The sequence below is a fragment of the Streptomyces sp. TS71-3 genome (assembly GCF_018327685.1).
Taxonomy (GTDB): domain Bacteria; phylum Actinomycetota; class Actinomycetes; order Streptomycetales; family Streptomycetaceae; genus Streptomyces.
Genome location: NZ_BNEL01000001.1, coordinates 4,694,059 through 4,717,850 on the forward strand (window position 1 = coordinate 4,694,059; position 23,792 = coordinate 4,717,850).

The 23,792-nt window shown below is 71.3% G+C and carries 18 protein-coding genes; 11 read left to right on the forward strand and 7 right to left on the reverse strand.

Annotated features, from left to right (window positions below; all coding sequences use genetic code 11):
• Positions 1-389: 389 nt before the first annotated feature.
• Both Sm713_RS18975 and Sm713_RS18980 read right to left on the reverse strand, forming a co-directional pair.
• Positions 390-1,046, reverse strand: coding sequence for an MBL fold metallo-hydrolase (locus Sm713_RS18975; RefSeq protein WP_212910777.1), 657 nt, complete (start codon positions 1,044-1,046; stop codon positions 390-392).
• A 78-nt stretch (positions 1,047-1,124) separates the two neighbouring features.
• Positions 1,125-1,814: a maleylpyruvate isomerase family mycothiol-dependent enzyme gene (locus tag Sm713_RS18980; RefSeq protein ID WP_212910778.1), complete on the reverse strand. Its 690-nt coding sequence runs from the start codon at positions 1,812-1,814 to the stop codon at positions 1,125-1,127.
• Positions 1,815-2,073: 259 nt separating this feature from the next.
• On the opposite strand from Sm713_RS18980, the gene uvrA reads away from it, so the two are divergent.
• Positions 2,074-5,025 carry an excinuclease ABC subunit UvrA gene (uvrA, locus tag Sm713_RS18985; RefSeq protein WP_212910779.1) on the forward strand — a complete coding sequence of 984 codons (2,952 nt, stop codon included), beginning with the start codon at positions 2,074-2,076 and terminating at the stop codon, positions 5,023-5,025.
• A gap of 16 nt (positions 5,026-5,041) precedes the next feature.
• Here uvrA and Sm713_RS18990 read toward each other — a convergent pair whose 3' ends face one another.
• The 3 genes from Sm713_RS18990 to Sm713_RS19000 form a co-directional block, all read right to left on the reverse strand.
• A complete protein-coding gene (locus tag Sm713_RS18990; RefSeq protein WP_212910780.1) occupies positions 5,042-5,956 on the reverse strand; it encodes a carbohydrate kinase in 915 nt (304 codons plus the stop codon).
• Positions 5,953-7,197, reverse strand: a complete 1,245-nt coding sequence (locus Sm713_RS18995) for a LacI family DNA-binding transcriptional regulator (RefSeq protein ID WP_212910781.1) — start codon at positions 7,195-7,197, stop codon at positions 5,953-5,955. The genes Sm713_RS18990 and Sm713_RS18995 overlap by 4 nt, the downstream gene beginning before the upstream one ends.
• 199 nt (positions 7,198-7,396) lie before the next feature.
• A complete protein-coding gene (locus Sm713_RS19000; protein ID WP_212910782.1) occupies positions 7,397-8,347 on the reverse strand; it encodes a hypothetical protein in 951 nt (316 codons plus the stop codon).
• 624 nt (positions 8,348-8,971) lie between these two features.
• Here Sm713_RS19000 and uvrC point away from each other — a divergent pair.
• From uvrC to Sm713_RS19045, 9 genes are all read left to right on the forward strand, one after another.
• Positions 8,972-11,095, forward strand: coding sequence for an excinuclease ABC subunit UvrC (gene uvrC, locus Sm713_RS19005; RefSeq protein WP_212910783.1), 2,124 nt, complete (start codon positions 8,972-8,974; stop codon positions 11,093-11,095).
• Positions 11,092-12,171 (forward strand): RNase adapter RapZ, encoded by a 1,080-nt coding sequence (rapZ, locus tag Sm713_RS19010; protein WP_249416381.1) that lies wholly within the window; start codon positions 11,092-11,094, stop codon positions 12,169-12,171. Before uvrC ends, rapZ begins: the two co-directional genes overlap by 4 nt.
• Positions 12,168-13,244: a uridine diphosphate-N-acetylglucosamine-binding protein YvcK gene (gene yvcK / locus Sm713_RS19015; RefSeq protein ID WP_212910784.1), complete on the forward strand. Its 1,077-nt coding sequence runs from the start codon at positions 12,168-12,170 to the stop codon at positions 13,242-13,244. The genes rapZ and yvcK overlap by 4 nt, the downstream gene beginning before the upstream one ends.
• Positions 13,235-14,224, forward strand: a complete 990-nt coding sequence (whiA, locus tag Sm713_RS19020; protein ID WP_212910785.1) for a DNA-binding protein WhiA — start codon at positions 13,235-13,237, stop codon at positions 14,222-14,224. The genes yvcK and whiA overlap by 10 nt, the downstream gene beginning before the upstream one ends.
• Before the next feature lie 539 nt (positions 14,225-14,763).
• The gene (gap, locus tag Sm713_RS19025; protein WP_212910786.1) at positions 14,764-15,768 is read left to right on the forward strand and encodes a type I glyceraldehyde-3-phosphate dehydrogenase; all 1,005 of its coding nucleotides are present in this window, start codon (positions 14,764-14,766) and stop codon (positions 15,766-15,768) included.
• A gap of 152 nt (positions 15,769-15,920) precedes the next feature.
• A complete protein-coding gene (pgk, locus tag Sm713_RS19030) occupies positions 15,921-17,132 on the forward strand; it encodes a phosphoglycerate kinase (protein ID WP_212910787.1) in 1,212 nt (403 codons plus the stop codon).
• Between the two features lie 8 nt (positions 17,133-17,140).
• Positions 17,141-17,923 carry a triose-phosphate isomerase gene (gene tpiA, locus Sm713_RS19035; protein ID WP_212910788.1) on the forward strand — a complete coding sequence of 261 codons (783 nt, stop codon included), beginning with the start codon at positions 17,141-17,143 and terminating at the stop codon, positions 17,921-17,923.
• Between the two features lie 163 nt (positions 17,924-18,086).
• Complete coding sequence (gene secG, locus Sm713_RS19040; protein ID WP_212910789.1) at positions 18,087-18,311, forward strand: preprotein translocase subunit SecG; 225 nt, start codon at positions 18,087-18,089, stop codon at positions 18,309-18,311.
• Between the two features lie 215 nt (positions 18,312-18,526).
• A complete protein-coding gene (locus tag Sm713_RS19045) occupies positions 18,527-18,862 on the forward strand; it encodes an RNA polymerase-binding protein RbpA (RefSeq protein ID WP_078066843.1) in 336 nt (111 codons plus the stop codon).
• A 331-nt stretch (positions 18,863-19,193) separates the two neighbouring features.
• On the opposite strand, the gene Sm713_RS19050 is transcribed toward Sm713_RS19045, so the two are convergent.
• Positions 19,194-20,723, reverse strand: a complete 1,530-nt coding sequence (locus Sm713_RS19050) for a chitinase (RefSeq protein WP_212910790.1) — start codon at positions 20,721-20,723, stop codon at positions 19,194-19,196.
• 359 nt (positions 20,724-21,082) lie between these two features.
• Between Sm713_RS19050 and pgi the strand changes: the two genes are divergently transcribed.
• Positions 21,083-22,735, forward strand: coding sequence for a glucose-6-phosphate isomerase (gene pgi, locus Sm713_RS19055; protein ID WP_212910791.1), 1,653 nt, complete (start codon positions 21,083-21,085; stop codon positions 22,733-22,735).
• A 102-nt stretch (positions 22,736-22,837) separates the two neighbouring features.
• Here pgi and Sm713_RS19060 read toward each other — a convergent pair whose 3' ends face one another.
• Entirely contained in the window at positions 22,838-23,320 is a 483-nt protein-coding gene (locus tag Sm713_RS19060) for a hypothetical protein (RefSeq protein ID WP_212910792.1), read from the reverse strand.
• Positions 23,321-23,792 lie beyond the last annotated feature (472 nt).

Sequence of the window (23,792 nt, forward strand, 5' to 3'; positions counted from 1 at the left end):
TAGCCGGAGGTGAGGCGCCGGCCGGGTGGCGCAGACAGGACATTGAGGGGGCTTCTGACCAAGCTCCTGACTTGTTGAATCGACCCCAGATGCTCGGTCTGCAGCCGTAAGAACGGGTCCCGGCGGCCGGACAGAACAACCGGAGGACAGTCCAGCAGGACGTCAGTCAGTGGGAGAGCCACGACCACGGGAACCTGCGTACCACCATCAATGTCAGTGGGGGGTGCCACGATCGGGGCATGACCTTACTGCTGGGCGTCCTGCTGCCGGCGCTGTTGCCGGCCCTGCTCCTGACGCGGCCTGCCGGGCGGCCCGCCGGGCGCCGGTTTCGCGGCGCCCTGGCGCGGGCGTGCGGGCGGCGGTGGCCGGGGCGGTCCGGCCACCGGGGCTCACCAGCCGCGAGCGCGCCACTGCGGCAGGTGCGGGCGCTCCGCTCCGAGGGTGGTGTCGTTCCCGTGCCCGGGATAGACCCAGGCCTCGTCGGGAAGCGGCTCGAAGATCTTGGTCTCCACGTCGTCGATCAGGCTCGCGAAGGCCGCCGGGTCCTTGCGGGTGTTGCCGACGCCCCCCGGGAAGAGGCAGTCGCCGGTGAAGACGTGCGGGTGACCGTGCGGGTCGTCGTAGATCAGCGCGATCGAGCCCGGGGTGTGGCCCACGAGATGGCGGGCCGTGAGCGGCACCCGGCCGACCCGCACGGTGTCCCCGTCCTCGACGAGCACCTCGGTCGCCACGGGAATCCCCTCCGCGTCGTACCGTCCGGCATAGGTGCGCGCCCCCGTCGCCGCGACGACCTCACCGAGAGCCCCCCAGTGGTCCCCATGGCGGTGGGTGGTGACGACCGAGGCGATGCCGTCGTCGCCGATCAGCGTCAGCAGCGTCGCGGCGTCCGCCGCCGCGTCGATCAGGAGCTGCTCGTCCGTGGCACGGCAGCGCAGCAGATAGGCGTTGTTGTCCATGGGGCCGACGGCCACCTTGGAGATCATCAGCTCCTGCAACTCGTGCACGTCGGCGGGCCCGCCGACCCGCACCTCTCCGGTGTATGTCATGGCACGCAGCCTACGCAGGCGCCGCGGGCGGGGAAGGCACGGCGGGCCCGGCGAACGGCCGGCCCGCCCCGGAGTGTCCTACAGCGGCGGCAGCGCGGGGAGGCCGCCGCCCGTGACCTTCAGCCCGGTGCCGTCGCGGCGGCCGCTGAGCCACCCCAGCAGATCGGCGGGGGTGCCGGTGACGCGTACCGGGCCGCCCGCGGCGCCGCCGCCGGTCTCGCGGGTGCGGCCGCCGTCGGGGGCCAGCGTGGCCGGGGGCACTTCCGGGTGGCCGGAGAACCGCTGGGCGAGATAGTCGACGGCCCGGTCGGTGAAGTCCTCGGGGAGCGACTCCAGCGTGTAGCCGATGCCGAGATCCGTGTGGTGCATCTCGACCTCGATCAGCCGCCGGAAGGGGAGGCGGGATGCGGAATCTCTGACGCCGCCCCGCAGTTCTACCGTGCGGGACCAGTCCGCCGGGACCCCGGCCGCCGCCAGGAAGCGGTCCGAGGCGGCCCGCAGGTCGGCGACCTGGGCGTCGAGGGCGCGCGGAGCGTCCCGTTCCAGGTCGGTCGCCCGGGCGTCGTCGCTCGCGTACATGGGCCGGCCGGCCAGCACGTTCACCAGAGCGTCCGCGTTCCTGGCCAGGTGGGCGAGCACGTGCCCCCGGGTCCAGCCGGGCAGCAGGGACGGCCCGGCCACTGCTGGAGGCTCGATCGCGGCGACTGCGCGGAGCAGCCGGTCCGTCGCGTCACGTACAGACTGGAGGTCGCGCACATGATCGATCATGGCAATGACCATAGCCCCGCCACACGTTCGGGTGAAGCCGGTGGACCGCCTCCGCAAATCGAATGCACGTGCTATACCCTCGGTCGAGGCATCGGGCATGCTTGGTACTCCGGGGCAGCATTCGGGTGGTGCAGAGTGGTGCTCGGGGGCATGTACAGCTTCTTCCGCCGACCAGGCGACCCCGCCCCTCGCTGACGGCGGCCCCTCATAGTCTGTGGAAGACCGGGGGCCCCGCCCCTTGTCGTTTCTCTCAAGAAAGGTGCGGACCGGCGTGGCCGACCGTCTCATCGTCCGTGGCGCGCGTGAGCACAATCTGAAGAACGTGTCGCTCGACCTCCCGCGTGACTCCCTCATCGTCTTCACGGGTCTGTCGGGCTCCGGCAAGTCCTCGCTCGCGTTCGACACGATCTTCGCGGAGGGCCAGCGGCGCTACGTCGAGTCACTGTCCTCGTACGCCCGGCAGTTCCTCGGGCAGATGGACAAGCCGGACGTCGACTTCATCGAGGGCCTGTCGCCCGCGGTCTCCATCGACCAGAAGTCGACCTCCCGCAACCCCCGCTCCACGGTCGGCACGATCACCGAGGTCTACGACTACCTCCGCCTGCTGTTCGCGCGCATCGGCAAGCCGCACTGCCCGGTCTGCGGCCGCCCGATCACCCGGCAGTCGCCGCAGGCGATCGTCGACAAGGTGCTGGAACTGCCCGAGGGCAGCCGCTTCCAGGTGCTGTCGCCGCTGGTGCGCGAGCGCAAGGGCGAGTTCGTCGACCTCTTCTCCGACCTCCAGACCAAGGGCTTCAGCCGTGCCCGGGTCGACGGGGAGACCATCCAGCTCACCGAGCCGCCCAAGCTGAAGAAGCAGGAGAAGCACACCATCGAGGTGGTCGTCGACCGCCTCACCGTCAAGGACAGCGCCAAGCGCCGGCTGACGGACTCCGTGGAGACCGCGCTCGGCCTCTCCGGCGGCATGGTCGTGCTCGACTTCGTCGACCTCCCCGAGGACGACGCCGAGCGCGAGCGGATGTACTCGGAGCACCTCTACTGCCCGTACGACGACCTCTCCTTCGAGGAGCTGGAGCCCCGCTCCTTCTCCTTCAACTCCCCGTTCGGCGCCTGCCCCGACTGCACCGGCATCGGCACGCGCATGGAGGTCGACCCCGAGCTGATCGTCCCGGACCCGGAGAAGTCCCTGGACGAGGGCGCCATCCACCCCTGGTCGCACGGCCACACCAAGGAGTACTTCGGACGCCTCGTCGGGGCCCTCGCGGACGCGCTCGGCTTCCGCACCGACATCCCCTGGGAAGGCCTCCCGCAGCGGGCGAGGAAGGCCCTGCTGAACGGGCACAGGACCCAGATCGAGGTCCGCTACCGCAACCGCTACGGCCGCGAGCGCGTCTACACGACCCCCTTCGAGGGCGCGGTGTCGTACGTGAAGCGGCGCTACAGCGAGGCGGAGAGCGACGCCAGCCGCGAGCGCTTCGAGGGCTACATGCGCGAGGTGCCCTGCCCCACCTGCGGCGGCACGCGCCTCAAGCCGATCGTTCTCGCGGTCACCGTCATGGACAAGTCCATCGCCGACATCTCCGCGATGTCGATCAGCGACTGCGCCGAGTTCCTCCGCGGGCTCACCCTCAACGACCGCGACAAGAAGATCGCCGAGCGCGTCCTCAAGGAGGTCAACGAGCGGCTGCGCTTCCTCGTCGACGTCGGCCTGGACTACCTCTCCCTGAACCGCGCCGCGGGCACCCTCTCCGGCGGCGAGGCGCAGCGCATCCGGCTGGCCACCCAGATCGGCTCCGGCCTGGTGGGCGTGCTCTACGTCCTCGACGAGCCGTCGATCGGCCTGCACCAGCGCGACAACCACCGCCTGATCGAGACCCTGGTCCGGCTCCGCGACATGGGCAACACCCTCATCGTCGTCGAGCACGACGAGGACACGATCAAGGTCGCCGACTGGGTGGTCGACATCGGCCCGGGCGCCGGCGAGCACGGCGGCAAGGTCGTGCACAGCGGTCCGATGAAGGAGCTGCTGGACAACAAGGAGTCGATCACCGGCGCGTACCTGTCCCGGCAGCGGTCGATCGTGACGCCCGCCGTGCGCAGGCCCCTCGACCCGTCCCGCCGGCTCATCGTGCGCGGCGCCCGGGAGAACAACCTCCAGGACATCGACGTCGCGTTCCCGCTGGGCGTGCTCACCGCCGTCACCGGAGTCTCCGGCTCCGGAAAGTCCACGCTGGTCAACGACATCCTCTACACCCACCTGGCCCGCGAGCTGAACGGCGCCCGCAACGTCCCCGGCCGGCACACGCGAGTCGACGGCGACGACCTCGTGGACAAGGTCGTGCACGTCGACCAGTCGCCCATCGGCCGCACCCCCCGCTCCAACCCGGCCACGTACACCGGCGTCTTCGACCACGTCCGGCGGCTCTTCGCGGAGACCACGGAGGCGAAGGTGCGCGGCTACCAGCCGGGCCGCTTCTCCTTCAACGTGAAGGGCGGCCGCTGCGAGAACTGCTCCGGCGACGGCACCATCAAGATCGAGATGAACTTCCTCCCGGACGTGTACGTGCCCTGCGAGGTCTGCCACGGCGCGCGGTACAACCGCGAGACGCTGGAGGTGCACTACAAGGGCAAGTCGATCTCCGAGGTGCTCGACATGCCGATCGAGGAGGCGGTCGAGTTCTTCGAGGCGGTGCCCGCGATCGCCCGCCACCTGAGCACGCTCAACGACGTCGGCCTCGGCTACGTCCGCCTCGGCCAGCCCGCGCCCACCCTCTCCGGAGGCGAGGCCCAGCGGGTGAAGCTCGCCAGCGAGCTGCAGAAGCGCTCCACGGGCCGCACGGTCTACGTGCTCGACGAGCCGACGACCGGCCTGCACTTCGAGGACATCAGCAAGCTGCTCACGGTGCTGTCCGGCCTGGTCGACAAGGGCAACACGGTCATCGTCATCGAGCACAACCTCGACGTGATCAAGACCGCCGACTGGGTCGTGGACATGGGCCCCGAGGGCGGCAACGGCGGCGGCCTGGTGATCGCCGAGGGCACCCCGGAGGAGGTCGCGGGGGTCCCCGCCAGCCACACCGGCAAGTTCCTCCGCGACATCCTCGACCCGGAGCAGATCAGCGACGCCACGGCGCGCGTGAAGAAGACGACGGTGAAGAAGACGCCCGTGAAGCGGAACGGCACGGGAAGGCGGTCAACGGCCAAGCGCTAGCCATAGGGCGAGCCCCTCACCAGCCCCCGGCCTCCAACTCCGCCGCGAACGGCGGTTGGGCACCCGGCCGGGAGCAGGTGAGGGCGGCGGCGCGTGCCGCGTAACGGAGGATGTCGCGCCACGCGTCCTCGCCGAGCCCGGCCGCCGCGTCGACCGAGAGCGCGTCGTACGCGGCAAGGCGGTGCAGCAGCGCGGCGTTCACCGTGTCTCCCGCGCCGATGGTGTCCACGACCTCGACCCGCTCGCCCGGCACCGACACCTCCCCGGCGCGGGTCAGCACCGTCAGGCCGTCCTCGCCGCGGGTCACCACCACCGCCGCGGGGCCGGCCGCCAGCCACTGCGCGGGGGTGCCGCCCAGCCAGTCGCCGTCCTCCTGCGACAGCTTCAGCAGGGCCGTGTGCGGCAGCCAGGAGCGGAAACGGGCGCGGTAGGCGTCGGGGTCGGGGATCAGGACGGCGCGGATGTTCGGGTCCAGCGCCGTGAAGACACCGCGTGAGGCCGCACTGCGCAGCAGCCGTTCATAAGCGCTCGCACCCGGTTCGAGCACCAGCGAACAGGTACCGAAGGACACCGCCCGGGTGCCGTCCGGCAGCTCATCGGGCTCCGAGAAGAGCCGGTCCGCCGTGCCCTCCACGTAGAACGAGTACCGGGCGGACCCGTCCGTGCCGAGCGAGGCCACGGCCAGCGTCGTCGGCTCCGCGCCCCGCTGCACCCCGGCCACATCCACCCCGGCCACCCGCAGGCCGTCGAGCAGCGCCTCACCGAAGGCGTCGGACGACACCCGTGAGCAGAACGCGGCGGGGGAGCCGAGTCGGCCCAGCGCGATCGCCGTGTTGTAGGGGCCCCCGCCCAGCCGGGGCACCAGCGGGGCCAGCGGGCCGCCCGCCTCCTGCACCAGATCGATCAGGGCCTCACCTGCGACGACGATCACGATTCGGGTCCTTTCACGGGTTGCGCACACACGTCACGGGGATCAGGGCGGTCATGGGGATCGCGGCGGTCATGGGGGTCGTGCGGGCCATGCGGGTCATGGGGGCACGGAGCCGTGGGCGCCGGCTCCGCCGGCTCCGTTCGAGGGGCCTCCTCCGGGCACCCGCAGGACGTCCGGTGGATGACGGCGCACGGCAGCCGTACGGTGCGCGACGGCCGCTCAGGGGCCGCCAGCCGGTCCAGGAGCAGCCCCATGGCACGGGCGCCCAGCTCCCGGCTGGGCTGGCGCACCGCGGTCAGCCGCGGGGCGAAGAGATCGGCCCAGGAGAAGTCGTCGAAGCAGGCCAGAGCGATGTCGTCCGGCACCCTCAGCCCGCGGATCCGAAGGGCGCGCAGCGCACCGATGGTCATGGCGTTGTTCGCCGTGACCAGTGCGCTGGGCGCGGCCGCCGTCGACAGCAGCGCATGCGTCGCGCGCTCGGCGCCCTCCGCCTCCGAGTGCCCGTCGGCGATCAGCGCGGGGTCGGCCGGTAGCCCGGCACGCTCCAGGCCGGCGCGGTAGCCGGCGATCCGCTCGGCGCTGGTGCTCAGTCCCGGGAACCCCGCGACCAGCCCGATCCTGCGGTGGCCCAGGGCCGCGAGATGACCGGTGAGCCACGCGGTGGGCACCACGCCGTCCGCACACACCTGGTCGAAGCGGTGGCCGCCGCCCTCGCCGGGGACGGGGCGCTCGGCGGCCTCCGGTCGTCCGCCCCCGCCGGCGTCCGCCGCGGGTGCGGTCCCTGCGACGTCGCCGGAGACCATCCGATCCAGGAAGACGGTCGGCACCCGGTGCCGCGCCACGTACCCCACCAGCGCCGCCGGCCGCGCCGAGGGCGCCACGATCAGGCCGTCGACCCGGCGCTCGTGCAGCAGCTGCGCGACCGTGCGCTCGTGCACGGGATCGTCGTGCGGATCGGCGATGAGCAGTCCGTAGCCGTGCTCCAGGGCAGCGGCCTCCACGCCCTGGAGGATCTCCGTGAAGTACGGGTTGCTGATCGCGGAGACCGCCAGCCCGACGGACCGCGTCCGCGCGGTGACCAGGGAGCGGGCCAGGGCGTTGTGGGAGTAGCCGAGCTCCTCCACGGCCTCCAGGACCGCCCTGCGGGTGTCAGGCCGCACCGGCCTGGTGCGGTTCAGCACGTGCGACACGGTCGCCACGGAGACGCCCGCCCGGCGGGCCACGTCGACCATCGTCGCCATCGCCGTCCACCCCCTCCACCGTCCGTCCACCGCCCCGCGACGGCCGAACGTAGCGCATGGTGGACGGTCGCGTAAACGTTTACGTACCCCGGTCACCACCGCCCCGAGGAACCGCCCTGGAGACCGCCACCCGGTGAACCGCCCAGGTAGCCACCGCCCGGCGACCGCGCTGGAAGCCACCGTCCAAAAAGGGCCGGTCCTACTCCCAGTCCCACCCGATCCCCAGCAGCCCGCTCCGGGCCTGCGGTTCCACCAGGTGCGCGCAGCGGTGGGCGCTGCTGAGGGCGAGGTCCTGGTGGTCGCTGAGCGCCGCCGCGGCGGAGTGCCGGGCGAAGCGGCGGCAGCGCACCGGCAGCGCGCCCTCGGCGAAGCGCACCTGCAGCACGTACTGGCCGCTCGTGGCCCCGAAACCGCGGGAGTACTCGTGCGAGGGCCCCGCGGTGCCGTCCTCGAACGCGTAGCGGAACACATGGGTGTCGCCGTGCCGCAGGTGCGTGTCGAAGAGCAACTCGGCCACCAGGACCCCCGCTTCGCGACTCCACAGGACCCGCCCGGTGCGGCAGTTCTCCATGGCGCGCACCGCCATCCGCTCCGGGTCGCAGCCCGGGTCGCCGTGGTGCACGGCCACGTAGCGGTCGCGGCCGTGCTCCGTCGCGCGCACCACGAGCTGGGAGTCGCAGCAGCACAGTTCGCGCCGGGCGCCTATGTGGACGCGCTCGTGGTGACCCAGGGTGTGCAGCCCGCCGCCCGCCGGTGAGCCAAGCTCGGACAGCAGCCGCTCCACCGTTCCCGAGGCCGCCAGCCGGTCGCGGTACGAGCGGGCGGGGGAGCGCGGGGCGCCGCCGTCCTCAGGTGGGGGCTGGCTCAGCAGGCGGATCAGGGACTCCTCGGGGAGCCGGAGTATCTCCTCCAGCGCGCGCACCGCCTTCATGGACTCGTCGCGCTGCGGGCGCCGGGCACCCTGCTGCCAGTAACTCAGGCTCGTCACGCCGACGTTGACGCCGCGTCGGGCGAGATGATGCTGCACCCGCTGCAACGACAGGCCGCGGACGCTGATCGCGGCCCGCAGGGCGACGTGGAACGGGCCCGATCCCAGGGCCGCCGCCAGCTCCGCCGCGGCGGCGTCCGCGGTGTGTGTGCCGTTCCGCATGCAGGGGGCCTCTCTGTGCTGGTGGGCGCCACCAGGCCGGCACGGGCCCGCCGGCCTGAGGGGTGCTTGCACTATGAGCGTCCGATCAGGTCGCGTGGTCTGGCACCGCACCTCGCGGCGTTGCCGGAAAGCCCTGGTAGCTCCTCCCCCACTCTCGGCTTCGTTCGAGCGGGGGGACCCCCATCGAGGGCTCTCCGGCGCCTTGCGATGCTCCCCCACAGTCTGAAAGACGTGGGAGGGGGTACCTCCCACGTCTTTCAGACTGTGGGGGAGTGCCCCCAGCACCAGACCACGCGCCCTATCGGACGCTCATAGTGCAAGCACCCCTAAGGGGACCGTCCGGCCGGCCCGCGGGCTCGGCCCGAGCCGGTGGGAGCGGCGCTGTCCGTGGGGGTGCCGGCCCGGCCGGGTGGGCGCCCGGAAACGTGTCCGGGCGCCGCGCCACGGCCTCGGTCACCCCGCATTCAATCGTGTTGACCAAGGCGCGACAATGCCCCGGAACCTGGCCACCGCGTCCCGAAAGTCCCCCTCCGCGGACGCCGCGGGCCACCGCCCGGCGGGAGCGGGCCCGTCACGGGCCGCGGCGGCGACGCGTTGTCGGTGGGCGCCGTTAGGGTGTGAGGCATGGCTGACCCCTCCAGTTACCGCCCCAAGCCGGGACAGATCCCCGACTCGCCGGGGGTCTACAGGTTCCGCGACGAGCACCGCCGGGTGATCTACGTCGGCAAGGCGAAGAGCCTGCGCCAGCGTCTGGCGAGCTACTTCCAGGACCTGGCGGGCCTCCACCCGCGCACCCGCACGATGGTCACCACGGCCGCCTCCGTGGAGTGGACGGTCGTCGGCACCGAGGTCGAGGCCCTTCAGCTGGAGTACTCCTGGATCAAGGAGTACGACCCCCGGTTCAACGTCAAGTACCGCGACGACAAGAGCTATCCGTACCTGGCGGTCACGCTGAACGAGCAGTTCCCGCGCGTCCAGGTGATGCGCGGCCGCAAGCGCAAGGGCGTGCGCTACTTCGGCCCGTACGGCCACGCCTGGGCGATCCGGGACACGGTCGACCTCCTGTTGCGCGTCTTCCCGGTCCGCACCTGCTCCGCGGGCGTCTTCAAGAACGCCGCCCGCACCGGCCGCCCCTGCCTGCTGGGCTACATCGACAAGTGCTCGGCGCCCTGCGTGGAGCGCGTCTCGCCGGAGGAGCACAGGGAACTCGCCGAGGAGTTCTGCGACTTCATGGCCGGCCGCACGGGCACCTACCTGCGCCGCCTGGAGCGGCAGATGGCGGATGCCTCCGAGGCGATGGAGTACGAGCGAGCGGCCAAGCTGCGCGACGACATAGAGGCGCTCCGCAAGGCGATGGAGAAGAACGCGGTCGTCCTCGCCGACGCCACCGACGCCGACCTGATCGCGCTCGCCGAGGACGAGCTGGAGGCCGCCGTCCAGATCTTCCACGTCCGCGGCGGCCGGGTGCGCGGCCAGCGCGGCTGGGTGACCGACAAGGTCGAGGAGGTCACCACCTGCGACCTCGTGGAGTCCGCCGTCCAGCAGCTCTACGCCGAGGAGAGCGGGGACGCGGTCCCCAAGGAGGTGCTCGTCCCCGCGCTGCCCGAGCCCGCCGAGCCGGTGCAGGAGTGGCTCACCGGGCGCCGCGGCTCGCAGGTGTCGCTGCGGGTGCCGCAGCGCGGCGACAAGCGCGCCCTGATGGAGACGGTGCAGCGCAACGCCCAGCAGGCCCTCGTCCTGCACAAGACCAAGCGCGCCTCGGACCTCACCACCCGCTCGCGGGCCCTGGAGGAGATCGCCGCGGCCCTCGACCTGGACAGCGCGCCGCTGCGCGTCGAGTGCTACGACATCTCCCACCTCCAGGGCGACGACGTCGTGGCCTCCATGGTGGTCTTCGAGGACGGCCTCGCCCGCAAGAGCGAGTACCGCCGCTTCCAGATCAAGGGCTTCGCCGGCCAGGACGACGTCCGCTCGATGCACGAGGTGATCACCCGCCGCTTCAAGCGGTACCTCGCCGAGAAGGAGCGCACGGGCGAGTGGGCCGGCGAGGGCGCGAGCGAGAGCCCCTCTGAGGTCCCCGCGGCAGACCAGACGGCCGGCGGGCCGCCCGGTGGCCCCTCGGCCGAGCCCGGGACAAACGGAGCGGATCGGACCCCGTCGGACCGCCCGGACGGGCTCACCGACGAGGACGGCCGCCCCAAGCGGTTCGCCTACCCCCCGCAGCTGGTCGTCGTCGACGGCGGCCGGCCGCAGGTCGCGGCCGCGCAGAGCGCGCTTGACGAGCTGGGCATCGACGACGTCGCGGTCTGCGGCCTCGCCAAGCGGCTCGAAGAGGTGTGGGTGCCCGGCGAGGAGGACCCCGTGGTGCTCCCGCGCAGCAGCGAGGGGCTCTACCTTCTTCAGAGAGTGCGCGACGAGGCGCACCGCTTCGCGATCACCTACCAGCGCACCAAGCGGGCCAAGCGCTTCAGGTCTGGTCCGCTCGACGACGTGCCCGGCCTGGGCGAAGCGCGCAAACAGGCCCTGATCAAGCATTTCGGCTCCGTGAAGAGGCTGCGGTCCGCGACAATCGACCAGATCTGCGAGGTTCCGGGCGTGGGCCGCAAGACCGCTGAGACGATCGTCGGGGCCTTCGCGCAGGCGGCTCCCGCCGCCCCCGCCGTCAACACGGCGACCGGAGAGATCATTGAAGACGAGGAGCCCGTCTCCATGGGCACCACGAACGATCGACGGGGGCAAGAGTCATGAGTGATCACGAAGAGACCCGGGGACACGGCGGCACCCGGCCCGCCGAGGCCGACGACGACGGCACCCGGCCCGCCGAGGCCGACGACGGGCCCCGGCGCTCCGGCGCGGACGAGGCCGTCCGGACCGGCGACGAGCACGCCGCCGACCCCGCCCAGCAGGAGCACGGCACCGAGCCCGCGGGTGCCCCCGCCGCGGCCGAGGCGTCCGGGGAGACGGCGATCCCCGAGCTGGTGATCATCTCCGGGATGTCCGGCGCCGGCCGGTCCACCGCGGCCAAGTGCCTGGAGGACCTCGGCTGGTTCGTCGTCGACAACCTGCCGCCCGCGCTGATCCCCACCATGGTGGAGCTCGGCGCCCGCTCGCTGGGCAACGTCGCGAGGATCGCCGTCGTCGTCGACGTCCGAGGCCGCCGCTTCTTCGACAACCTCCGCGAGTCCATCGCGGACCTGGAGGCCCGGCACGTCACCCGGCGCATCGTCTTCCTGGAGTCCTCCGACGACGCCCTCGTGCGCCGCTTCGAGTCGGTGCGCCGCCCGCACCCCCTCCAGGGCGACGGCCGCATCACCGACGGCATCGCCGCCGAGCGGGAGCTGCTGCGCGAGCTGCGCGGCGACGCCGACCTGGTCATCGACACCTCCAGCCTCAACGTCCACGAGCTGCGCGCCAAGATGGACGCCCAGTTCGCCGGCGACGAGGAGCCGGAGCTGCGGGCCACCGTGATGTCGTTCGGCTTCAAGTACGGCCTGCCGGTCGACGCCGACCTGGTGGCCGACATGCGCTTCCTGCCCAACCCCCACTGGGTCCCCGAGCTGCGCCCCTACACCGGGCTCAACGAGGAGGTCGCCGCCTACGTCTTCAACCAGCCGGGTGCCAAGGAGTTCCTCGACCGCTACGCGGAGCTGCTCCAGCTGATCGCCGCCGGCTACCGCCGCGAGGGCAAGCGCTACGTCACCGTCGCGGTGGGCTGTACGGGCGGCAAGCACCGTTCCGTCGCCATGTCGGAGCGGCTCGCCGCCCGCCTCGCCGCCGAGGGCGTGGAGACCGTCGTCGTCCACCGGGACATGGGCCGCGAATGACCAAACGCTCACCCCGGCCGGGCAGACTCCGGCAGAGCGTGCTGCCCGCGCAGGGCGAGACCGCCCGTCCGGGCACGCGGATCGGCCGCGGCCTTCGCGGGCGGCGCAGTGCCCAGCCCAAGGTCGTCGCGCTCGGCGGCGGCATGGGACTGTCCGCATCGCTGGCCGCGCTCCGCCGGATCACCGGCGACCTCACCGCCGTCGTCACCGTCGCCGACGACGGCGGCTCCAGCGGGCGGCTCCGCGACGAGCTGGGCGTCCTGCCGCCGGGCGACCTGCGCAAGGCGCTGGCCGCGCTCTGCGGCGACGACGACTGGGGCCAGACCTGGGCCCGGGTCATCCAGCACCGCTTCCAGTCAGGCGGCGAGATGCACGGCCACGCGGTGGGCAACCTCCTCATCGTCGCCCTCTGGGAGCAGCTCGGAGACCACGTCCAGGCGCTCGACCTGGTCGGCAAGCTGCTCGGCGCGCACGGCCGGGTGCTGCCGATGTCCGCCGTCCCGCTGGAGCTGCGCGCCCTGGTGCGCGGCCACGACCCGGACCGCCCCGACGAGATGGGCACGGTGCACGGCCAGGCGACCGTCGCCCTCACCCCCGGCGAGGTGCAGACCGTCCACCTGGAGCCGCAGGACCCGCCGGCCGTCCCGGAGGCCGTGGCGGCGGTCATGGACGCCGACTGGGTCGTCCTCGGCCCCGGCTCCTGGTTCACCTCCGTGATCCCGCACCTCCTGGTGCCGGATCTGCTGGAAGCGCTGACCGAGACGAAGGCGCGCCGGGTGCTCTCTCTCAATCTCGCTCCGCAACCCGGAGAAACAGAGGGCTTCTCCCCGCAGCGTCATTTGGAGGTTTTGGGACGACACGCCCCTAAACTCGCCCTGGACGTGGTGCTGGCCGATGAGGCCGCCGTGCCCGACTGCGGCTCCCTCACCGAGGCGGCGCGCGGGTTCGGTGCCGCCGTCGAGCTGGCCCCCGTGGCCCGGCCCGACGGCAGCCCCAGGCACGATCCTGAGCTGTTGGCCGCCGCGTACGACCGTATTTTTCGGATGCATGGAAGGATCGGCCCATGGCGATGACGGCAGCGGTGAAGGACGAGATCTCCCGGCTCCCCGTCACCCGGACCTGCTGCAGAAAGGCAGAGGTCTCGTCGATCCTGCGGTTCGCCGGCGGGCTGCACCTGGTGAGCGGCCGGATCGTGATCGAGGCGGAGCTGGACACCGCGATGGCGGCGCGCCGGCTCAAACGGGACATCCTGGAGATCTTCGGGCACACCTCGGAGCTGATCGTGATGGCCCCCGGCGGCCTGCGCCGCGGCTCGCGCTACGTCGTACGGGTGGTTGCGGGCGGCGATCAGCTGGCACGGCAGACCGGCCTGGTGGACGGCCGCGGCCGCCCCATCCGGGGCCTGCCGCCGCAGGTGGTCTCGGGGGCGACCTGCGACGCCGAGGCCGCCTGGCGGGGCGCCTTCCTCGCGCACGGCTCGCTCACCGAGCCGGGCCGCTCCTCCTCGCTGGAGGTGACCTGCCCCGGCCCGGAGGCCGCCCTCGCGCTGGTCGGCGCGGCCCGGCGGCTCCAGATCGCCGCCAAGGCCCGCGAGGTGCGCGGCGTGGACCGCGTCGTCGTCCGCGACGGCGACGCCATCGGCGCACTGCTCACCCGGCTCGGCGCCCACGAGTCGGTGCTGGCCTGGGAGGAGCGCCGGATGCGCCGCGAGGTGCGCGCCACCGCCAACCGCCTGGCCAACTTCGACGACGCCAACCTCCGCCGCTCCGCCCGCGCCGCCGTCGCCGCCGGCGCCCGCGTGCAGCGCGCCCTGGAGATCCTCGCCGACGAGGTCCCGGAGCACCTCGCGGCCGCCGGACGCCTGCGCATGGAGCACAAGCAGGCCTCCCTGGAGGAGCTCGGCGCCCTCGCCGACCCGCCGCTCACCAAGGACGCCGTCGCGGGCCGCATCCGCCGCCTGCTCGCCATGGCCGACAAGCGCGCCCAGGACCTCGGCATCCCCGGCACCGAGTCCAGCCTCACCGAGGAGATGGCGGAGAACATGGCGGGCTGAGCCGCCTTCCGGGGTGACCTGGCCCGCTGAGGAGCCCCGGGGCCCGTTTCGGGGCTGGCCGGAGGTGTAGGGCACCCCGGCCTGCCAAGGGGCGCGGGGACGGGGATACCTCCCGCGCCCTCAAGGCAGTGGGGGAGCGAGCACCCCGACGACGCCGTCAGGTCTGGGGGTACCTCCCACGCCCTTCACGCAGTGGGGAACGTCCTGAGGGGGCAGTCTCTGTCGCTCCGGGCCACCGGCCGGTGCAACCGCGCCGGCGATCGGCGACGGGGCCGTCAGGTCGCCGCCCTCCCGAAGGGGTCCTTTCTGTCGCTTCGGAGCCCCCTGGTAGGGGGCGTGCGCCCCTGTTCCGCGCGCCCTCTGTCCGGGTGACCATCGACGCCGGCTACCCCCGCCCTACCGGGCGGCCCGCCCGGATCAGAGGCCTGTTCGATGTCACTGAGGAGCCACCGGAGAGGTAGGGTCGTAGGCGGTCGGGGACATCCCATACAACTCGCCGGCGTCGAAACACCCCGGCGTACCAACGAGGAGATCGGTTCGTGACGATCCGCGTAGGCATCAACGGCTTTGGCCGCATCGGTCGTAACTACTTCCGCGCGCTGCTGGAGCAGGGTGCAGACATCGAGATCGTGGCTGTCAACGACCTGGGTGACACCGCGACCACCGCTCACCTGCTGAAGTACGACACCATCCTCGGCCGCCTCAAGGCCGAGGTGTCGAACACCGCCGACACCATCACGGTCGACGGCAAGACGATCAAGGTGCTCTCCGAGCGCAACCCCGCCGACATCCCGTGGCGCGAGCTGGGCGTCGACCTGGTCATCGAGTCCACCGGCATCTTCACCAAGCGCGACGACGCCGCCAAGCACCTCGCGGGCGGCGCCAAGAAGGTCCTCATCTCGGCCCCGGCCAAGGAGGAGGACATCACCATCGTCATGGGTGTCAACCAGGACCAGTACGACCCGGCGAAGCACCACGTCATCTCCAACGCCTCCTGCACCACCAACTGCGTGGCGCCGCTGGCCAAGGTCCTCGACGAGAACTTCGGCATCGTCAAGGGCCTGATGACGACGGTGCACGCCTACACGAACGACCAGCGCATCCTGGACTTCCCGCACAAGGACCTGCGCCGCGCCCGCGCCGCAGCGGAGAACATCATCCCGACGACGACCGGCGCCGCGAAGGCCACCGCCCTGGTGCTCCCGCAGCTCAAGGGCAAGCTGGACGGTCTGGCCATGCGCGTCCCGGTGCCGACCGGCTCGGTCACCGACCTGGTCGTCACCCTGGAGCGCGAGGTCACCAAGGACGAGATCAACGCCGCCTTCCAGAAGGCGGCGCAGGGCGACCTCAAGGGCCTGCTGGAGTACACCGCCGACCCGATCGTCTCCTCGGACATCGTCAGCTCCCCGGCCTCCTGCACCTTCGACTCGCTGCTGACCATGGCCGAGGGCACCCAGGCCAAGGTCATCGGCTGGTACGACAACGAGTGGGGCTACTCCAACCGCCTCGTGGACCTCACGGTCTTCGTCGGCAGCCAGCTCTGACCCGTATCCGGTGCGGCAGGCACCTCGACGTGTAGGACAGGGTCCGGGCGCGCCGGCATCGCGCCGCCCGGGCCCTGTCACATGTGCGGGGTGCGCTCCGTGTGCAGCCGCGGATGCAGCGCACGCCCAGAGCCCTTCCTAGGAGTCCACTCATGAAGACGATCGACGAACTGCTCGCCGAGGGGGTCGACGGCAAGCGGGTATTCGTCCGCGCCGACCTCAACGTCCCGCTCTCCGGCGCCACCATCACCGACGACGGCCGCATCCGGGCCGTCCTGCCCACCGTCAAGGCGCTGGCCGAGGCCGGCGCCAAGGTGGTCGTCGCCTCCCACCTCGGCCGCCCCAAGGGGGCGTCCGACCCGGCGTTCTCGCTGCTGCCCGCCGCGGAGCGGCTCGGTGAACTGCTCGGCGCGCCCGTCGCGTTCGCGCAGGACACCATCGGCCCCGCAGCCCACGACGCGGTGGACGGGCTCCAGCCCGGCCAGGTCGCCGTGATCGAGAACCTCCGCTTCAACCCCGGAGAGACCAGCAAGGACGACACCGAGCGCGGCGAGTTCGCCGACCGGCTGGCGGCCCTCGCCGACGTCTACGTGGGCGACGGCTTCGGCGCCGTCCACCGGGGGCACGCCTCCGTCTTCGACCTGCCGGCGCGGCTGCCGCACTACGCGGGCTATCTCATCGCCACCGAGGTGGGCGTCCTGAAGCGGCTCACGGAGGACGTCAAGCGGCCGTACGCCGTCGTCCTCGGCGGTGCCAAGGTCTCCGACAAGCTCGGCGTCATCGACCACCTGCTGGAGAAGGCCGACCGCATCCTCGTCGGCGGTGGCATGGTGTTCACCTTCCTGAAGGCCAAGGGGTACGAGATCGGCGCCTCGCTGCTTCAGGAGGACCAGATCCCGGTCGTCCAGGACTACCTGCGGCGCGCCGAGGAGCGGGGTGTGGAGTTCGTGCTGCCCGTCGACGTCGTGGCGGCGGCCGAGTTCCCCGACCTGAAGACGAAGGCCCCGGCGAACCCGGGCACCTTCGCAGCCGACGCCATCCCGTCCGACCGGATCGGCCTGGACATCGGCCCGGAGAGCGGCAAGCTCTACGCCGCCAAGCTCGCCGACGCGGCGACCGTCTTCTGGAACGGTCCCATGGGCGTCTTCGAGCACCCTGACTTCGCCGAGGGCACCAAGGCGGTCGCCCAGGCCCTCATCGAGTCCTCGGCCTTCACGGTGGTCGGCGGCGGAGACTCCGCCGCGGCCGTCCGCATCCTGGGATTCGACGAGAACGCATTCGGCCATATTTCGACCGGCGGCGGCGCGTCCCTCGAGTACCTCGAGGGCAAGACGCTCCCCGGCCTCGCCGCACTGGAGAACTGACACCCCCTATGACGAACAACACCCGTACGCCCCTCATGGCCGGCAACTGGAAGATGAACCTCAACCACCTTGAGGCCATCGCACACGTCCAGAAGCTCGCCTTCGCCCTTGCCGACAAGGACTACGACGCCGTCGAGGTCGCCGTCCTGCCGCCGTTCACCGACCTGCGCTCGGTGCAGACGCTGGTCGACGGCGACAAGCTCAGGATCAAGTACGGCGCCCAGGACCTCTGCGCGCACGACTCCGGTGCCTACACCGGCGAGATCTCCGGCCCGATGCTGTCCAAGCTGAAGTGCACCTTCGTGGTCGTCGGTCACTCCGAGCGCCGCCAGTACCACGCAGAGTCCGACGAGCTCTGCAACGCCAAGGTGAAGGCGGCCTTCCGGCACGGGCTCACCCCGATCCTGTGCGTCGGCGAGGCCCTGGACGTCCGCAAGGCAGGCCAGCAGGTCTCCTTCACGCTGGGCCAGCTCGACGCGGGCCTCAAGGACATCCCGGCCGAGCAGGCGGAGTCCCTGGTCATCGCCTACGAGCCGGTCTGGGCGATCGGCACCGGCGAGGTGGCCACCCCCGAGGACGCCCAGGAGGTCTGCGGCGCCATCCGGGGGCGGCTGGCCGAGCTGTACTCACAGGACGTGGCCGATCAGATCCGCATCCAGTACGGCGGCTCCGTGAAGTCGGGGAACGTCGCCGCGATCATGGCCCAGGCCGATGTGGACGGGGCCCTGGTCGGGGGCGCGTCGCTGGACGCGGAGGAGTTCGTCAAGATCGTCCGCTTCCGTGACCAGTAGTATCCGTCCGTGATCGGTACCACTGCGGGCCCCGTCCGGCAGTGAGTATGCGCGGACACCGATCCGTCGTACCCTTGCGTGGGGCCGACCAGGCAGTGTGCGTCAGAGGTGCTGCCGGGCCGGCCCCCGTCTCTCATCCGTTACCGAGGAAGTTGGTCCAGCCGTGGTTCTGGGGTTCTCGATCGCCCTGATCATCTTCAGCCTGCTGCTGATCTTGCTGGTGCTGATGCACAAGGGGAAGGGCGGCGGCCTCTCCGACATGTTCGGTGGCGGCATGCAGTCGTCCGTCGGCGGTTCGTCGGTGGCCGAGCGCAACCTCGACCGCATCACCGTGGTGCTCGGTCTGCTGTGGACCGCGTGCATCGTGGTTCTCGGCATCCTGATGTAGCCCCCGGCACCCGCCTCGGCACACAGCGCACGTATCGTAGCCGTGTCCTCGTGTCAGGTACGCGTTGGCGAGAGCGGCCTATCATGAGGCTTGCGTCTCGGGACTGGGTAACTCCACTCACTGGACGCGCGTTGGGCCTTACGTAGACTAAAGGGCCCGCAGTGGAGCGGACCGCCGACTCGCTCCGCGGCACCATTACGCAGGGAGTTACGACCGTGGCAAGTGGCAACGCGATCCGTGGAAGCCGGGTCGGGGCGGGGCCGATGGGCGAGGCCGAGCGTGGCGAGTCCGCGCCGCGGCTGCGCGTCTCCTTCTGGTGCTCTAACGGGCACGAGACCCAGCCGAGTTTCGCGAGTGACGCGCAGGTCCCGGACACGTGGGACTGTCCACGGTGCGGCTTTCCGGCCGGGCAGGACCGCGACAACCCGCCGGACCCGCCCCGCACCGAGCCGTACAAGACACACCTCGCCTACGTGCGGGAGCGGCGCAGCGACGCCGACGGTGAGGCCATCCTCGCGGAGGCGCTCGCCAAACTCCGAGGCGAGATCTAGAAGAACCTGAGGTCCGTCGGGGCGCCCTTGCCCCCACGGACCTCGCGCGTCTTCCACGAAACGCGCCCACCCCTCCGAGCACCCCCGGTCCCCGAGGCGTGCCCGGGGCTCTGACGCGCCCCACACGCACCGCAGAGCCGCCCGGCCCGGGTTTGTGGTGCCGCGCGGCTTCGGGACTGCGTGGTCGTTTGTGCCTCGCGGTACTCGTTTTCTGCCTCGCGCCCGGTGATCGATCGTGTCACCGGGCGCCCCCGCCTCAGCGCAACCCGGCCGTGAGCCCCCCGCCGTGCAGGGCGTGGGGCTCACGGACCGGAGATCGGGGGAGGGGGGATCAGCAGGCGCCGAGGTCCTGCCAGACGCCCCACTCGCCCGTGGTGCCCGGCTCCTCGCCGGTGGTCCACCACTTGGCCTTCCAGTTGTGGCCGTCGTGCGAGACCTGGTCGCCGCCGACGTAGATCGCGCCCGAGTCCCAGGGCTGCGCGGTGCACCCCGAGCCGGTGCCGCCGGTGACCTTCAGGGTGTACGTCGCGGTGTGGCCGGCCTTGTCGCCCGTGCCGGTGACCGTGAGCGTGTAGGTGCCCGAAGCTGCGGCCGTGGTCGTGTTGACGGTGAGCGTGGTGGAGCCGCCGGCCGTCACGGAGGTCGGGTTGAGGGAGGCGGTGACGCCGGGGGGCGCGCCGCTGACCGACAGCCTGACGCTCTGCGCCGATCCCGCCGTCACCGCGGTGTTCACCTTGGCGGTGGCCGAGCCGCCCGCGGCCACCGTCGCGGAGGCGGGGGTGAGGCTCAGGGAGAAGTCGTTGCTCGGCGGCGTCGTGGTGCCGCCGGTGAACGGCTCGAAGACGTGCGAGAAGTCCCAGGTGCCCTGCTCGATACCGGAGCAGCCGTCCGCGGCGCCACCGCCGGGGCAGCTCCCGTTGTCGCGTTGCAGCGCCCAGAAGGAGAGGGTGTCGATGCCCTTGGAGACCGCCCAGTCGTAGACCTGCCTGGCTCCCGCGACGGTGAGGGTCTCGGCCGTGCCGTAGTCGTCGACGCCCGGCATCTCCGTGACGCCGACCATGCCCCACAGATCGGCGTCCGCCTTGCCCGGGTAGAGGTTCGCGAGCTGGTCGTGCAGCCCCTGGGCCGCCGTCTGCGTGTCCCTGGCCATGTCGTGCGGGTCGGCGCCGTCGTAGTAGTCGAACGTCATGATGTTCGCGACGTCGAAGCGCGTGCCGTTCTGCACGGCGTTGCGCAGTACCGCGAGGCCGTCGGGGGCGAGCCCCGAGGTGGTCGTCGGCAGGGTGTAGGAGATCTGGAGCGTCCGGCCGTTCGCGGCAGCCCAGTCCTCGACCTGCTTGATCGCCTTGTTCCGCCGGTCGATCCCCGCGGTGTTGCCGAGCGAGTCGACCTCGATGTCCATGTCGAGCCGCGCGATGTCGTAGGTCGTGACGACCTTCTCGTAGGCGGCGGCGATCTTGCTGACGTCGGTGCAGCTGTCGGCCATCTCGGTGCCCGTGGTGTCCGCGGTGTACCCGCCGAACGAGGGGATGACGTCGCCGCCGGCGGCCTGGATGGTCCTGATGTCGGCGCCGAAGGTGCTCTGGGCGATCGGTGAGCCGCTGTCACCGTTCCAGTACGGGGTGCAGGACCCGGGTGACTGCGTCTGGATGAACGCCATGGTCAGGTGCTTGGCACCGGACTGCGCGCTGAGCGCGGCCGGGCTCTCGCCGGTCCACGCCTCGAAGTAGGGGGCGAAGACATGGGAGGGCAGAGGCGTGGCGGCCTCGGCGGGGCCCGCGCCCAGCGCGGACAGGCCCGCACCGGCCAGGGCGACCGCGGCCGCCGTGAGCAGGGCTCTGAGCGAGCGGATACGTCTCATGGGTGTCCTTGGTGGGAGGTGACGGGAGCCGTCGGCTCCGTCGCGGCATGAAGGGACGAACAACGGAGTAGCCCCCGCTCTGACGCCGCGTCAATGGGCCGCACCAAATCAGGACTAGACCAATTCCGTGCTCCGGGTCTCAGGAAACCCCGCAGGCAGCGCGTCCGCGCGGGTCAGACCCCGGGTGTGGACCGGCGAGGTGCCCGTGCCACGCCGCGCACCGATTGCCACACCTGCGACACCTATAGTGTTTTGGCCTGGAGACAGCCGACAGACGGCGGGAGACGGCCGGCTGCAGGGTCTCGGACGGGCGGAGCAAGGTTACGTACGGCTGGTACGAGAGAAGGCTGAAGTCCCACATGAACGCTGATAGCCGAGCCAGGCTGAACCAGCTGCCCCAGTGGACGGCTCTGGGCAAGCACCTGGAGGAGCTGGGGGAGGTGCGGCTGCGCGAGCTGTTCGACGCGGACCCCGACCGCGCCACCCGGTACACCCTCCAGGTCGGCGATCTGCACATCGACTACTCCAAGCACCTTGTGACCGACGAGACCCTCCGGCTGCTGCGGGAGCTCGCCGCCGCCACCGACGTGGCCGGCCTGCGCGACGCCATGTTCCGCGGCGAGAAGATCAACACCACCGAGGACCGCGCCGTCCTGCACCTCGCACTGCGCGCGCCGAGCGACACCGTCATCGAGGTCGACGGGGAGAACGTCGTCCCCAAGGTGCACGCCGTGCTCGACAAGATGACGGACTTCGCCGACCGGATCCGCTCCGGCGCCTGGACCGGGCACACCGGAAAGCGCATCAAGAACGTCGTCAACATCGGCATCGGCGGCTCCGACCTCGGCCCCGCCATGGCCTACGAGGCGCTGCGGACCTTCGCCGACCGCGACCTGACGGTCCGTTTCGTCTCCAACGTCGACGGCGCCGACCTGCACGAGGCGGTGCGCGACCTGGACGCCGCCGAGACGCTGTTCATCATCGCCTCGAAGACGTTCACCACCATCGAGACGGTCACCAACGCCACCTCGGCCCGCCAGTGGCTGCTGTCCGAGCTGGGCGCCGGCCAGGAGGCCGTCGCCAAGCACTTCGTGGCGCTGTCGACCAACGCCGGCAAGGTCTCCGAGTTCGGCATCGACACGGAGAACATGTTCGAGTTCTGGGACTGGGTCGGCGGCCGCTACTCGTACGACTCGGCCATCGGCCTCTCCCTGATGGTCGCCATCGGCCCCGATCGCTTCCGGGAGATGCTGGACGGCTTCCACCTGGTCGACCGGCACTTCCACGCCGCCCCGCCCGAGCACAACGCCCCCTTCCTGCTGGGCCTGCTGGGCATCTGGTACGGCAACTTCCACGACGCGCAGTCCCACGCGGTACTGCCGTACTCGCACTACCTGTCCAAGTTCACGGCGTACCTCCAGCAGCTCGACATGGAGTCGAACGGCAAGCACGTGGACCGCGACGGCAACGACGTGGACTGGGGGACCGGGCCCGTCGTCTGGGGCACGCCCGGCACCAACGGCCAGCACGCCTACTACCAGCTCATCCACCAGGGCACCAAGCTGATCCCCGCCGACTTCATCGGCTTCGCCCAGCCCGTGCCCGAGCTGTCGCCCGAGTTCGCCGCACAGCACGACCTGCTGATGGCCAACTTCTTCGCCCAGACCCAGGCCCTGGCCTTCGGCAAGAGCCCGGAGGAGGTGCGCGCCGAGGGCGTCGCCGAGGAGCTGGTGCCGCACAAGACCTTCAAGGGGAACCGGCCCACCACGACCATCCTCGCGAAGGAACTGACCCCCTCGGTCCTCGGCCAGCTCATCGCGCTCTACGAGCACAAGGTGTTCGTCCAGGGTGCGGTCTGGAACATCGACTCGTTCGACCAGTGGGGCGTGGAACTGGGCAAGGTCCTCGCCAAGCGGGTGGAGCCGGCCCTCACGGAGGGCGCCGAGGTGCCGGGCCTGGACCCGTCCACCAAGGCCCTGGTCGGCAAGTACCGGGAGCTGCGCGGGCGCTGAGCCCGGCGGTACCGCCACGCACGCACGACGGCCCGGAGCGCATCGCCGCTCCGGGCCGTCGTGACGTGCGGCGGACGCCGCGTGCGAGGTGCCGCCGGTGCGTCAGCTCACCGGGTCGGAGATGCCGGTGATGACGCCCTCGACGTTGCTGTAGCGCACCTCGACCGTGCTGGTGCCGCTGCCCCACTGCAGGTCGACGTGGAGGTAGACGGTGCCGGCGGCGGTCTCCTCGTAGACGGCCGTGGCGCTGTCGGGCACGTTCTGCGCGTGCAGGATGCCGTTCGCGTGGTTGGCCTCCTGCCAGCTCTCGACGTCCGCCTGCGCCCTGCTGGAGAGGTACTCGGCGACCAGCTTGTCGGCCGTCGTGAAGTCCTCGCTGCGTACGGCGTCGATGTACGCGTTGTAGAACGTGTCGACGCGCTGCACGGCGCCCACCGTCGCGGTGTGGGCCGCGGCCACGCTGGTCGGCGCCTGGTGCGCGCCGGCGCCGGCGGCCAGCGCGGGCGTGGCGACGGCGAGCGGCAGCGCGGCGGCCGTGATGCCGACCGTGAGTGCGGTCCGGCGGATTATGCGGTTCCTGAACATGAAGTGTGTCTCCGTACCCCGTTTACCAAAGCGATCAGCCCCTTTTCGGTGGCTGATTGAAAAACTATCACGCCGGAACAGCGAAAACCGCCGCCACTCTGCCACAAATTCATGGTGAATGCTGCGACTTGGAAATACTTCCTTCTCCCGCACAACCCTTATGCCGCGTCGCTTGTCTATGTGATTCCGGGTCAGCCGCCGTCCGTCACTTCCGTCCCTTCCACCCCTCCGACCTGCTCGTTATCCGTCGAAGAGGTGCCCCTCGCGACCCGGGAGCAGCCGGACACCACGCCGACCTGGCGGGCCGAGCGGGCGGCAAGGCGGCCGGAGTATCACACCGACCTTGTTTATCGGGGTCGCGTTCGCGTGCCATCGGGACCGCGTTCGCGCGCCAATTGACGTCAGCGGTGATCTCTGTGAATTCTCCGCGGGTGTGGCCGCTGAAACTGCTTTTGCGACGCCGGAGTTGTGC